15 protein-coding genes are annotated in these 12,719 nt (G+C 68.4%); 12 read left to right on the top strand and 3 right to left on the bottom strand.

Going from position 1 to position 12,719, the window contains the following annotated elements:
• Positions 1–65 precede the first annotated feature (65 nt).
• From GH2_RS12020 to GH2_RS12010, 3 genes are all read right to left on the bottom strand, one after another.
• On the bottom strand, positions 66–1,568 hold the full coding sequence (locus tag GH2_RS12020; RefSeq protein WP_066167916.1) for a long-chain-fatty-acid--CoA ligase: 1,503 nt from the start codon (positions 1,566–1,568) through the stop codon (positions 66–68).
• Between the two features lie 138 nt (positions 1,569–1,706).
• Complete coding sequence (locus GH2_RS12015) at positions 1,707–2,921, bottom strand: PucR family transcriptional regulator (RefSeq protein ID WP_066167913.1); 1,215 nt, start codon at positions 2,919–2,921, stop codon at positions 1,707–1,709.
• A gap of 59 nt (positions 2,922–2,980) precedes the next feature.
• Positions 2,981–3,574, bottom strand: coding sequence for a maleylpyruvate isomerase family mycothiol-dependent enzyme (locus GH2_RS12010; RefSeq protein ID WP_066167910.1), 594 nt, complete (start codon positions 3,572–3,574; stop codon positions 2,981–2,983).
• A gap of 73 nt (positions 3,575–3,647) precedes the next feature.
• On the opposite strand from GH2_RS12010, the gene GH2_RS12005 reads away from it, so the two are divergent.
• The 12 genes from GH2_RS12005 (at position 3,648) to GH2_RS11950 (ending at position 12,665) form a co-directional block, all read left to right on the top strand.
• Positions 3,648–4,103 carry a MarR family winged helix-turn-helix transcriptional regulator gene (locus GH2_RS12005; protein ID WP_066167907.1) on the top strand — a complete coding sequence of 152 codons (456 nt, stop codon included), beginning with the start codon at positions 3,648–3,650 and terminating at the stop codon, positions 4,101–4,103.
• The gene (locus GH2_RS12000) at positions 4,100–4,906 is read left to right on the top strand and encodes a thymidylate synthase (protein ID WP_066167903.1); all 807 of its coding nucleotides are present in this window, start codon (positions 4,100–4,102) and stop codon (positions 4,904–4,906) included. Before GH2_RS12005 ends, GH2_RS12000 begins: the two co-directional genes overlap by 4 nt.
• 12 nt (positions 4,907–4,918) lie before the next feature.
• Complete coding sequence (locus GH2_RS11995) at positions 4,919–5,407, top strand: dihydrofolate reductase (protein WP_066167900.1); 489 nt, start codon at positions 4,919–4,921, stop codon at positions 5,405–5,407.
• A gap of 97 nt (positions 5,408–5,504) precedes the next feature.
• Positions 5,505–5,927 carry a hypothetical protein gene (locus tag GH2_RS11990; RefSeq protein ID WP_066167896.1) on the top strand — a complete coding sequence of 141 codons (423 nt, stop codon included), beginning with the start codon at positions 5,505–5,507 and terminating at the stop codon, positions 5,925–5,927.
• Between the two features lie 30 nt (positions 5,928–5,957).
• On the top strand, positions 5,958–6,356 hold the full coding sequence (locus tag GH2_RS11985) for a helix-turn-helix domain-containing protein (protein ID WP_066167893.1): 399 nt from the start codon (positions 5,958–5,960) through the stop codon (positions 6,354–6,356).
• 67 nt (positions 6,357–6,423) lie between these two features.
• Positions 6,424–6,834 carry a VOC family protein gene (locus GH2_RS11980; RefSeq protein WP_066167891.1) on the top strand — a complete coding sequence of 137 codons (411 nt, stop codon included), beginning with the start codon at positions 6,424–6,426 and terminating at the stop codon, positions 6,832–6,834.
• A gap of 40 nt (positions 6,835–6,874) precedes the next feature.
• Positions 6,875–7,222, top strand: a complete 348-nt coding sequence (locus GH2_RS11975; protein ID WP_066167888.1) for a hypothetical protein — start codon at positions 6,875–6,877, stop codon at positions 7,220–7,222.
• Positions 7,222–8,454, top strand: coding sequence for a winged helix-turn-helix domain-containing protein (locus tag GH2_RS11970; protein WP_066167885.1), 1,233 nt, complete (start codon positions 7,222–7,224; stop codon positions 8,452–8,454). The genes GH2_RS11975 and GH2_RS11970 overlap by 1 nt, the downstream gene beginning before the upstream one ends.
• Before the next feature lie 32 nt (positions 8,455–8,486).
• Positions 8,487–9,692: a CaiB/BaiF CoA transferase family protein gene (locus GH2_RS11965; protein WP_066167883.1), complete on the top strand. Its 1,206-nt coding sequence runs from the start codon at positions 8,487–8,489 to the stop codon at positions 9,690–9,692.
• Positions 9,689–10,609: a hydroxymethylglutaryl-CoA lyase-like TIM-barrel protein gene (locus GH2_RS11960; protein ID WP_066167879.1), complete on the top strand. Its 921-nt coding sequence runs from the start codon at positions 9,689–9,691 to the stop codon at positions 10,607–10,609. The genes GH2_RS11965 and GH2_RS11960 overlap by 4 nt, the downstream gene beginning before the upstream one ends.
• Positions 10,610–10,655: 46 nt before the next feature.
• Positions 10,656–11,420: an HAD-IIB family hydrolase gene (locus GH2_RS11955; RefSeq protein ID WP_066167876.1), complete on the top strand. Its 765-nt coding sequence runs from the start codon at positions 10,656–10,658 to the stop codon at positions 11,418–11,420.
• 63 nt (positions 11,421–11,483) lie between these two features.
• On the top strand, positions 11,484–12,665 hold the full coding sequence (locus tag GH2_RS11950) for a lipase family alpha/beta hydrolase (RefSeq protein ID WP_066167873.1): 1,182 nt from the start codon (positions 11,484–11,486) through the stop codon (positions 12,663–12,665).
• Positions 12,666–12,719 lie beyond the last annotated feature (54 nt).

The raw sequence follows: 12,719 nt of genomic DNA, 5'->3' as shown, positions 1-12,719 counted from the left end.
GCTCCATGTCACACAAGTAGCGGGAAGCGACGCCTCAGGCGCGAACGGTTACCCGGCGCGCCCGGTCAGTGCTCCGAGACGGAGGCGGGGACGACGATGTCGCGCTTCTGGATCTTTCCGGTGGCGCCGGTGGGGAGTGCCTCGACGAACCAGATCTGACGCGGGTACTTGTAGGCGGCGACCCGGTCCTTGACGAAGGTGCGGAGATCGTCTTCGGCGACCTCGGCTCCGGGCTTGAGTGCGACGGCGGCGCCGACGTCCTCGCCGAGGCTCTCGTGCGGGATGCCGACGACGGCGGCTGCGGCGACGGCCGGGTGCTCGTACAGCACTTCCTCCACCTCGCGCGGGTAGATGTTCATGCCGCCACGGATGATCATGTCCTTGGTGCGGTCGACGATGCGGTAGTAGCCGTCGGCGTCCTTGGTGCCCACGTCACCGGTCGAGAACCAGCCGTCGGCGTCGATCGCCTCGGCGGTCTTGTCGGGGAGCTGCCAGTAGCCCTTCATGATGTTGTGACCCTTGATCTGGATCTCACCGGGCTCGTCGACGGCGGCTTCCTTGCCGTTGACGTCGATCACGCGCATCTGCACGCCCTCGATCGGAGTGCCGATCGTGCCGGGGCGGCGCTCCTTGTCGGGGTGGTTGAAGCAGGCGACCGGCGAGGTCTCCGAGAGACCGTAGCCCTCGAGGATGACGGCGTTGAAGGCGGCTTCGAAGTCGGTGATGACCTGGGCAGGGAGGGCGGCGCCACCCGACACGCAGACGCGGAGGGAGCTGGTGTCGTCGCTCGGCCGTCGCGAGGCGACGAGTGCGGAGTACATGGTCGGCACGCCGAGGAAGATGGTGACCTTGTCGGCGGCAATGGCATCGAGGACGGCGAGGGGCTCGAATCGGGGGATCAGGGTGAGGCTGGCCTGAGCGATCACGGCGGCGTTGAGGCCGCAGGTGAGGCCGAACACGTGGAACAGTGGTAGGCAGCCCATGAGGACGTCGTCAGTGCCGGCGCCGATCAGGGTGCGGACGGTGATCTCGGCGTTACGGTGCAGACCGATGTGGGTCAGCTCGGCGCCCTTCGGCTTACCGGTGGTGCCGGAGGTATGCAGGATGACGGCGGTGTCGACGTCGTCGCGGTCGATCGGGGCGGCCTGCGGAGCGGCAGCGGCGATCGCGGACTGCAGCTGTCCGTCGACGACCACGCAGTCGGCGCCGGACGCCTCGGCGCCGCCCTTGGCCTCGTCGGCGAAGGTCGAGGCGGCCAGGATCAGCTTGGCTGAGGTGTTGCAGAGGTAGAAGGCGATCTCACGCGACTTCAGGAGCGGGTTCATCGGGACGGCGACGGCGCCGGCGCGCAGAATGCCGTAGAACAGGATCGCGAACTCGGGAACGTTCGGCAGCATGAGGCCGACGCGGTCGCCGGGAACGATTCCCTTCTCGGCGAGGAGGGTGGCGACTCGAGCCGAAGCATCGTCGAACGCTGCATACGAGTACGTGGTGTCGCCGCACCGGAGTGCGAGGTGGTCCGGGCGGGCCGCGGCCGCGTCGACGAGATTCTGACTCAGGTTCGCCATGGGTTTCGCTTTCGGTGTTGGGTGCAATTCCTACCCGTTCAGCGTGCGCCACAACGGTGCGGTACGCGATGGTGTCGCAGCTAACGTAACGACGGGCGCGGTGTGCATGTGCACAATAGTGCTGCCGCGAGTGTTCGGTCAGTCGGTCACGTTCAAGCGTGCGTCGACCTCGAAGGCGAGGCAGAGTTCGGCCAACTCCCGTGGTGACGAGGTCGATCGTCCTGTCAGAGTCTCGATGCGCCGCAATCGGTGCCGAATGGTGTTGCGGTGGACGAACAGGGCGTCGGCAGTCTCGCCGACGTTCCCGTCGGCGTGCACCCACGCACGGAACGTGTCGATGAGCAGCTCGCGATCAGGGGGAGCGAGCTCGTACAGCTTGTGCAGCACCGACTGGGCGAGACCGGTACTGACCTCGGGGGTCGCGACCGCGGCGATCCCGAGGACGGAGTCGTCGAACTGAGTGACGCCCCGGCCGGGGCCGGCCAGTGAGATGCGAGCGTATTTGAGCGCTCGGCCGATGTGGGTGAGTTCGGTGAACGGTGCGCTGACACCGACTCGGCCGGAGGTGACTCTGCCGAGCAGTTGGAGGGCGGCGTCGGCCGCGGTAGGTGTCGGCGCGTGGATAAGGCCGATCTGCTGGTCGGGCAGCAGACGCCACGCCGATCGCAGATCGAGTCCGCGCAACTTGTTCTCGACGCCGTGCAGTGGCTGCCTGCCGATCACCTCGGTCGCGGCGGCGACGGCGAGATAGGGGCCGCGCGTGGGGATCTGCAGCAGCGCCGCGGTCTCCCAGAGATTGGTCTTGCTGGTGAACCGTCCTTCTAGAAGGTGCTCGGTGAGCGCGGCGCGCTCTGCGGCGTCGTCGCGGATCTGCTCATTGGTGGCGTCGCGATGGGCGTCGGCCACCTCGTTGGCGAAGCGGTCGTACCCGCTCCAGATCCGCTCGGTGGCGGCGAAGACGGCGCGGCGGGAGAAGGTCTGATCTGATTCGGCGATGCTCCGAAACTCCTGCCAGAGGGTCTGAAATCCCACGCGATACGCGTGCATCAGCGCAGGCAGTGGCACACCGAGTGCGGCGCGTGACGCGCCGGTGCTCCGTGCGGTGGTGGTCTCGAAGTCGTTGTCGTCGGTGATGGCGCGGACCCATTCGGCGAAGTTGGCGCGCACCACGCTGATCGTCGTGTCCCGGGGGATGTGCTCGGCTGTCTGGTAGTACGTGATGTCGCGGTGGATGGCCGTGGTGACGCGATCGGCGAGGTCGTCGATCCGCGCCGCGAGCACCTCGCCGATGCGGCTGAGTTCGGCGGTCAGGTCGGGACGTTCCGGTGGTCGGAGATCGGAGGCAGGCGTCACCCTGCCATTGTCGCGCGTCGAGCCGCGGTTCCGTGATCGGTGGTCGATATGGACGCCGTCTACGACGGGCGGCGCCCGGACAGGACGAGCAGCAGGGTGGTGCCGGGGGCCTCGACGGTCGATCCCGAACCCCACGACCACGAGAGATCGCTGGCGACGAAGCGCCGGTCGTCGGTCGCGACGGGGCGGAAGACTGCGGTCCTCCCAGTTCGGTGGTAGCCGGCGAGTCGGTCGAGCACCGCGTGGACGGCGGCGTCCGAGGTCGCGGCGTCGATGCCGAGCGGTTCGGTCACGTCGAGCGTGTGGACCACCGCGTCGACGAGGGCCTCGTCGACGCTCGTGAACGCGTTCGGGCGGTGCACTCCGACGAGTCGTCGGAGGCGTTCGACGATCTCGTCGGTGGTGAGGCGAGCGGCGGCCGACCGGGAACTGGCGTCGATCACGCGATTGATGGTGCCGGGGTGACGCAGGGCGACGCGGAGCGTTCGACCGAGGCCCATGCTCTGCAAGGTCAGATGCGCTCCGACCTCTCGCACGGTCCATCCGTCGCAGAGGGAGGGCGCCGCCCACTGGTGACGTGCGAGTGAGGCGAACATCTCCGCCGTTCTCGCGCGCTGATCGTCGACGAGTCTCCACAGTTCGGTGTCGGTCATGAGCGCGATCCTTGATCTGGTTCGTTGTACGAACTAGATTATTTCGTACAACGAACCAGATCAAGGAGTTCGCATGCCCCGGTCTCTCCCGACCAGCCTGCTGATGTCGATCGCGGGGAGGCACGCTGAGACGCGGATCGTCGAGGCCGTCCGCGCCGCGGGATTCGAGGACCTGACCATCGCGCAGGCGCGACTGATGGCCGGCATCCAGGACGGCGGGTCGCGCATCTCGACGCTCGCCGAACGCGCACAGATCACCAAGCAGACGGCCACCGTGCTCGTCGACCGACTCGAGGCTGCGGGCTACGTGATGCGTGCGTCGGATCCGAGCGACGGTCGCGTCCGACTGGTTCGGTTCACCGAACAGGCGCTGGCGATGATTCCGGCGGCACGCGCCGAGGAGGCACGGATCGAACGGGAGTGGGCCGCGCATCTGGGCGATCGCGATTTCGCGGCACTGACGAAGGCGCTCGAACGCCTGCGCGCACTCGTCGATCCGGAGGACCCTCGCTTACACTCGGTCACGTGAGCACGACCATCCCGACCCCGTACGAGGACCTGCTGCAGTTGGTCATGGACACCGGCACGCCGAAGTCCGACCGCACCGGCACCGGAACCCGCAGCGTCTTCGGGCATCAACTGCGATTCGACCTGTCCGCGGGCTTCCCGTTGATCACCACCAAGAAGGTGCATCTGAAGTCGATCGTGTACGAGCTCCTGTGGTTCCTGCGCGGCGACTCCAACGTGCGCTGGCTCCAGGAACGGGGTGTCACGATCTGGGACGAGTGGGCTGCGCCCGACGGCGAACTGGGCCCGGTGTACGGAGTGCAGTGGCGCAACTGGCCGACGCCGTCGGGCGAGCACGTCGATCAGATCGCAGCGGCGCTCGAGACCCTGAAACAGAATCCGGACTCGCGCCGCAACATCGTGTCCGCGTGGAACGTCGGCGAGATCCCCCAGATGGCGTTGCCGCCGTGCCATGCGTTCTTCCAGTTCTATGTCGCCGACGGGAAGCTCAGCTGCCAGCTGTATCAGCGCAGCGCCGACCTCTTCCTGGGCGTTCCGTTCAACATCGCCTCGTATGCGTTGCTGACGCACATGATGGCGCAGCAGGCCGGGCTCGAGGTCGGGGACTTCGTGTGGACCGGCGGCGACTGCCACATCTACGACAACCACGTTGAGCAGGTCACCGAACAGCTGACCCGCGAGCCGCTGCCGTATCCGACGCTCACTCTGCACAAGGCGGACTCGATCTTCGACTACGAGTTCGACGACATCGAGATCGTCGGATATCAGTCGCACCCGGCGATCAAAGCCCCGGTGGCGGTCTGAGGCGTCCCGGCGATGAGCATCGAACTGGTCTGGGCGCAGGACCGCGTCGGCGCGATCGGCAAGGCGGGCGCCATCCCATGGCGGGTCCCGGAGGACATGAAGCGGTTCAAGGAACTCACCGGTGCCGGTGCGGTGATCATGGGACGCAAGACGTGGGAATCGCTGCCCGCGGCGTTCCGTCCGCTGCCCGGACGTCGGAACATCGTCATCACCAGGTCGGCTGACTTCGTGGCCGACGGCGCCGACGTGGCCGACGGACTCGATGCGGCGCTGGCGATCGCCGGGCACGCGGCCGCCGTCATCGGCGGCGGCGAGATCTACACGCTCGCCATGGATCGTGCGACGCACTTGCGCGTGACCGAGATCGACGTGCTGGTCGACGGCGCGGACGCCTTTGCGCCGGAGGTGAACTCGGACCAGTGGCTGGTGGAGTCCGAGGGGGAGTGGTTGTACTCGTCGACCGGAACCCTGTACCGGTTCGTCGACTACGTGCGGCGGTAGCCGCGATCGGCCACGGGGGCGCCGTCGGTCCCCAGACCGGTGTCGGTGGCGCAGTTCTCCGATATGGTCGTTGTCAGACGGCGGCAGTGGAGGCGATGTGCTGAATCTGGAACTGGAGCTGGGCGACTGGGCCACGTGGGTGGGCTCGATCGGCACCATCGGCGCGTTCGTGGTCGCCTTCTGGCAGATCCACCGGGAACGGTCGGCGCGCAAGACCAAGGAGAAACTCGAGACGTGGATGCGTCGACGGGAGCACGTCGACCGTGTCTCGGCGTGGATCCACGACGCGGCCCTGCACGTCAACAACGACTCGGGGCATCCGATCCACGACGTCGTGGTGAAGGGCGGTGACCGCGAGATCTGGACCGCGACCCAGCTCCCGCCAGGGACGCACCGCGACGAGACCGTCGACGGACCGGGTCACGGGACGGTGCACCTGGAGTTCACCGACGTCCGCGGCGACCGGTGGAGCCGGGTGCCGGGAGGAGTGCCCGAACTGCTGGGGCGGGGCGTGGCATGACGCGGGGCGTGGCTTGACTCGGGGTTCGGCATGACTCAGTCGCCCGAGACCCTGGCGCATCTGCGGCGGGCGCGTGATCTGATGGACCGTCGGTACGCCGAGCCGCTGGACGTTCCGACGATGGCGGGACGGGCGCTGATGTCGACGGCGCACTTCAGTCGCGAGTTCAAGATCGCCTACGGCGAGACTCCGTACGGCTACCTCGTCACTCGACGCGTCGAACGCGCGATGGCACTGCTGCGGGCGGGTACCAGTGTCACCGATGCGTGCGTCGAGGTCGGGTTCACCTCGCTCGGATCGTTCAGCAGCACGTTTCGGCGGCTGACCGGCGAGACGCCGAGTGCCTACCGAGCCCGGTCACACGAGAGCCTCGAGGGGTTGCCGTCGTGCATGACCAAGATCCTCGTGCGTCCGATGCCGTTCGGCTGAGCGACGGCGCGGCAACTGAGCAGTTTTGGAGAAGCGGCCTCGCGGCGATCGACCTAGTTTGGTTGACATGACCAACATCGAGATCACGTACTGTCCCATCACCGTCGACGACATCGACGCCGCTCTCGGCTTCTACCGGGACGCTCTCGGCTTGGAGGTGGTCCGCGACGTCGCCAACGGCGACCACCACTGGGTCACCCTCGGCATGCCCGACCAGAGCGGCGTCGAGATCGTGCTGTCTCAGCCCGGCGGGGGACGGTCGCCGGAGGATGCCGAGGCCCTGCACCGGCTCGTCGCCAAGGGCATGATGCCGCCGATCGTCTTCCGTTCCTCCGACCTCGACGCGATGTTCGAGAAGGTTTCCGCGTCGGGCGCTGAGGTGCTCCAGGAGCCGATCAAACAGCCGTGGGGTCCGCGCGACTGCGCCTTCCGCGATCCGGCGGGCAACATGGTGCGGATCAACGACGCCGGGCAGTGACCGGGCTCGGCTGTCGGAGGGCACCACTACGCTGGGCGCTGTGAGTACCTTTCAGTGGAGTGCGCGTGGCGTCAATGCGGTGATGGAACCCCTGCTGCGGATTCCGTTCCTGAAACGCACGGTCTTCAAGTCGATGACGGACATCACCTACACCGGACGGCGCAGCGGCAAACGGGTCACGTTGCCGATCGTGTTCGAGCGTCGTGGGGACGATCAGGTGGTCGTCGGTGTCGCGATGGCCGACCGCAAGACCTGGTGGCGCAACTTCGCGTCGGGCCCCGAACCGATCGGGATCCGGCTCGACGGCGTCGACCGCACCGGCACCGGCGTTGCCAAGGTGGGAGACAAGGGCACCGCCGTGGTCATCACCCTGGATCCGCTGCCCTGATGTCGAGGGCGCCGGATCGGCTCTCGATTCCGCAGGCCCGTCGAATCGCGCTGGCGGCACAGGGATTCACCGACCGGCTGCCGACGGGCGCACCGACGCGCAGCCACTTCACGCGAGTGCTGGGGCGGACGAGGCTGCTGCAGATGGACTCGGTCAACATCCTGGCCCGTGCACACTATCTGCCGACGTTCAGCAGGATCGGACCCTACGACGACGCGCTCGTCGACCGCGCTGCCTGGCGACCCAGTGCGCGAGCACCGCGGCTGCTCGCGGAGTACTGGGCCCACGAGGCGGCGCTGATCCCGGTCGACGACTGGCCGCTGTTCGGCTGGCGGATGGACGAGTACCGCGACGGCCGGTATCGCCACACCCGGGAGATCTTGCAGCGCAACCGGTCCCAGGCCGCCGACGTGCTCGCGGTGATCGCCGAGAAGGGAGCGGTCGTCCCCCGAGAGATCGAAGCGGAACTGGGGATCACCCGGGCGCCGGGGGAGAAGGGCGCCTGGTGGATCCGCGGGGAGGTGAAGCACCTCTGCGAGGCGATGTTCGCGGCAGGCACCCTGTCTGCGGTTCGGAGCGAGCACTTCCATCGCCACTACGACCTCGCCGAACGCGTGGTCGGCGAGGACCGGGTGGGCCGCGTCGTCGGTCGTCGGGACGCTCACCGCGCGTTGGTCGCTCGCGCCGCGGCGTCGCACGGCGTGGCGACGGTCGCCGATCTCGCCGACTACTACCGACTCAAAGCCGCCGAGGTCCGCGACGTGCTGCCCGACCTCGTCGACGCCGGAGAGGTGACCACGGTGCAGGTCGACGGGTGGGACGAGCACGCCTACCTGCACCGGGACGCACGACTGCCGCGCCGAGTGGACCGATCGACGCTGCTGTCGCCGTTCGATCCGCTGGTGTTCTTCCGACCGCGGACGCAGCGGCTCTTCGACTTCCGGTACCGCATCGAGATCTACGTCCCGGAGAACAAGCGCGTCCACGGCTACTACGTGCTCCCGTACCTGATGGGCGAGGAGTTGGTCGCCCGCGTGGACCTGAAGGCAGACAGGTCGGCGGGTGTCCTTCGCGTCCTCGCCGCGCACGTCGAGCCCGGCCGTGATCACGGCGCGGTCGCAGAGTCGCTCGCCGACGATCTGCGTCGACTGGCTCGATGGCGCGGGCTCGATCAGGTCGAGGTGGCGCCGCGCGGCGAACTGGCTTCCGCGTTGGGGGCGGCGGTGCACTGAGCGTGCGGGTGCGGCGGCGATAGTCTTGCTCCATGAGAGATCTGCCCCTCGCCGGCGTCCGAGTCCTGGAACTCGGCAACTACATCGCGGCCCCGACGGCCGGCCGCATGCTCGCCGACTTCGGTGCCGAGGTCATCAAGATCGAACGCGAGACCGGTGACGAACTCCGCAACTGGCGGTTGTACGACGGTGAGACGTCGATGCTGTTCCGAACCATCAACCGCAATAAGAAGTCGGTGGTGCTGGACCTGCGGACGGATGAGGGGCGCGAGGATGTGAAAGCCCTTGCCGCGCACTGCGATGTGGTGCTCGAGAACTTCCGTCCCGGAACCCTGGAGAAGTGGGGCATCGGCCCGGACCGGCTCAGCGAGGCGAATCCGGATCTGATCTTCGTGAGGATCTCGGCCTTCGGCCAGACGGGACCGTATGCCCAGCGCCCCGGATTCGCCGCCGTCGCGGAGGCGTACGGCGGATTTCGGGAACTGGTGGGTGACCCCGACCGCCCGCCGGTCCGGGTCGGCGTCTCGATCGGCGATTCCATCGCCGGGCTGTACGGGGCGTTCGGCGCGGTGATGGCACTGTACGAGCGTCTCCGTCGGCGCGACGAGACGCGCGGAGCGGGCGGGGCGTCCGCGCCGTTGTCCGACCGGATCGTCGACGTCGCCCTCAACGAGGCGATCTTCTCGATGATGGAGTCCCTGGTGCCCGATCTCGGTGCCTATGGCGTCACCCGAGAACGCACCGGCGGCCGGATGGAGGGGATCGCGCCGTCGAACGGGTACCTGTGCGAGGACGGCAGTTCGGTGGTGATCTCCGGCAACGCGGATGCGATCTTCCCGCGCTACATGCGCGCGATCGGTCGCCCGGACCTCGCCGACGATCCGGACCTGGCGAACAACGACGGGCGGTGGCGTCGTCGCGACGAGATCGACGCCGCGATCGGCGCGTGGACTGCCGCCCGCTCGCGAGACGAGGTGCTCGCCGTCCTCGACGATGCGGCCGTCCCGGCGGGACCGATCTACACCGCGGCCGACATCGTGAGCGACGAGCAGTACCGTGCGCGCAACATGGTGCAGGAGTTCGACGTCGACGCCGGCGGACCCGAACCGCGTCGCGTCGGCTTCCCCGGCATCGTTCCGGTGCTCGGCGAGGCGTCGTTGCCGATCCGCTCGGTGGGACCGGACCTCGGCGAACACACCGACGAGATCCGTGACCGCTTTCTGGGAGGTCGACGGTGACCGATTACTCTCGGGTGGCGCTGCGCGATGTGACCCTGCGCGACGGACTGCAGTTGACCGGCAAGGTCCTCGACGTGGACGTGCGGGTGGCGTTGGCGCGCACCCTGCTGTCCGCGGGCGTCCCGGAACTGGAGATCGGCTCGATGGCGCGACCGGACCTGGTGCCGCCGATGGCGGGCACCCTCGAGATCGTCGCGCAGTTGACCCCGGCCGAACTCGAGCGCTGCTGGGTGTGGGTGGCCACGCCGCGTCACGTGGTGAAGGCGGCCGCGGCAGGCGTCCGGAACTTCCAGTACTGCCTGTCGGCGTCCGATGCGCACAACAAGGCCAACATCGGGCGCCTCACCGAGGACAGCGTCGCGGCGATGCCGGAGGCGATCGCGGCCGCGAAGGAGGTCGGCGGGCGCATTCAATTGTGCCTGGCGACCGCATTCACCTGCCCGTTCGACGGACCGGTCGACCCCGATCGGGTCCGCGGAATCGTCGCCGACCCCAGAACCGATGCCGCCGACGACGTGGTGCTGGCGGACACCCTCGGCCAGGCGCACCCCGCACAGGTGCGGGACCTCTTCGCATCGGTCCAGGCCGGCGACCGCCGGCTCGTCTTTCACGGGCACGACACCTGGGGGATGGGGGTGGCGAACTCGCTCGCCGCGGCCGACGGCGGCGCGACGGTCGTCGACGGCGCGCTCGGCGGGCTCGGCGGATGCCCGTTCGCGCCCGGTGCCAGCGGGAACACTGCGAGCGAGGACCTGCTGTTCGCGACGCGACCGGCGTACCTGACGCCGAACACGCTGGCCGATCTCGTCCGTGCCGGCGAACGACTGTTGGCCGACGTGGACGAGGAGTCGCGCTCGCGGACCGCGCAGGGCGCCCGATCGAAGGCGGATGCCTTCGCCTGGGTGATCGCCGACTGACACGCGGGCTACACTTCTGGCCGCACAACAACGGAAGGGTGGACACGTGTCCGTCACGCACGATGGCAAGACCTATCGACTCGTCATGTTCGATCTCGACGACACGCTCGCGCCGTCGAAGACCGCGATGAGCGACGAGATGGTCGGATTGTTCCGCGAACTGCTGTCGGGCAGCCTGGCCTGCATCATCTCCGGCGGCCAGTACGGCCAGTTCCAGGCGCAGGTCCTCGACCGGCTCGGCGACTTCCCGGACAAGGCCAATCTTCATCTGATGCCGACCAACGGCACCCGCTATGTGCGCTGGGGCGGACAGTCGTGGGACACCGTCTACGCCGAAGACCTCTCCGACGACCAGAAGACGCGGGCGATGGCGGCCGTCGAAGCCGGTGCCCGCGAGCTCGGCCTGTGGGAGGAGCAGACGTGGGGACCGATCCTGGAGGATCGCGGCAGCCAGGTCACCTTCTCCGCCCTGGGCCAGGCGGCGCCGGTCGACGCGAAGGCCGCCTGGGATCCCGACGGCCGGAAGAAGGAGGCACTGCGTGCCTACGCGGCTGCGCGACTGCCGGATCTGGAGGTCCGCAGCGGCGGCTCCACCTCGGTCGACATCACGGCCGAGGGGATCGACAAGGCGTACGGTGCGCGTCGACTGATGGAGATCGTGGACCTGGGGATCGACGACATCCTGTTCTTCGGCGATCGCCTCGACGACGGCGGCAACGACCGCCCGGTCGCCGACCTGGGGATCGACGCGATCGCGGTCCACGGCTGGGAGGACACGTACGCGAAACTGGGCGCCATCGTCCGCGGGTGACGCCGGAGGAGAGCGGTGCCGGTCCCAGCGACGGATTGAGAGAACGAATGTACACTCAAATTCATGGAGATCGTCGACCAGCGTCGCAGTGAGGTCCGTGAGCTCACCGGACTCGCTCTGCGAGAGTCCGAGCGTGCCGCCGCAGGCATTCACCGCACGCACCGGAGCATCTCCGACCGCGTGTTCGGGACCGTCGGGGTGTTCACCGGACAGGCCGCACGCCCGGTGAAGACGATTCACGACGCGATCACCGATGGCGTGTACCAGGCGGTGCGGGCGAGCATGTCGGCCGCCGCGACCGTCGGCGAGAAGGTCGCCGATCTGCCGCTGGCCGTGCCACCGTCGGAAACGCGACTGGGGGCCGAGGTGATCGCGGCCGTCACCGGACTGATCGGCGACGACCTCGCCACGCGCCGATCTCCGCTCGTCGCGGATCCGATGCGACTGCGCCTCGGCGACGACGTCGAGGTCACCGGATCCATCGCGATCTTCGTCCACGGCTTGATGGAGACCGAGCACGCGTTCGAGATCGAGGGCCGGTCGCCCTACGGCGACGTGCTCGCCGAGCGCGGAGTCACCCCGGTGTTCGTGCGGTACAATACCGGCAGACACATCTCGGTGAACGGCCGCGCGCTGTCCGGACTGCTCGAGGAAGTCGTCGGCCACTGGCCGGTGCCGGTCGAGCGGATCGCCTTGATCGGCCATTCGATGGGCGGATTGGTGCTGCGCAGCGCCGCGTACTGGGGCGAGCGGCACGACCACTCCTGGGTCGACGGGGTGTCGGCGACCGTCAGCCTCGGAACTCCGCATCTCGGTGCGCCGCTGGAGAGCCTGGCGCATTACGGCAGTGCGGTTCTCTCCGGGTTCCCGGAGACGGCGGCATTCGGATCGCTCCTGCGACGACGCAGTGCGGGCATCCGCGACCTGCGCGGCGGCAGCCTGGTCGACGAGGACTGGGCCGGTCGCGATCCCGACGCTCTCGGAGCGGCGCTGGCCGCCGAGGTGCCGCTGCTCGCGGGCGCGGCTCACTACTTCGTCTCCGCGACGCTCACCCGGTCGCCGCGCCATCCGGTCGGGCGCCTGGTGGGCGACGGGCTGGTCCTCGACCCGAGCGCTCGCGGCGTTCACCGTGCGCGCCGGATCGGTTTCGACCCGGACAACGGGCTGCACCTCGGAGGCGCCAACCACTTCACCCTGCTGCACGACCCCGCGATCGCACACCGCCTCGTCGACTGGGTCTGCTGACGGCCCACCCGGGGTGCGGCCCGGCGACCGCGCGCGCTGGTGGACAATGGCCCG

The organism is Gordonia hydrophobica NBRC 16057 (assembly GCF_001592365.1).
Taxonomy (GTDB): domain Bacteria; phylum Actinomycetota; class Actinomycetes; order Mycobacteriales; family Mycobacteriaceae; genus Gordonia; species Gordonia hydrophobica.
Note: the sequence above shows the minus strand (reverse complement) of the source record. Positions and strands in the feature narration are given on the sequence as shown.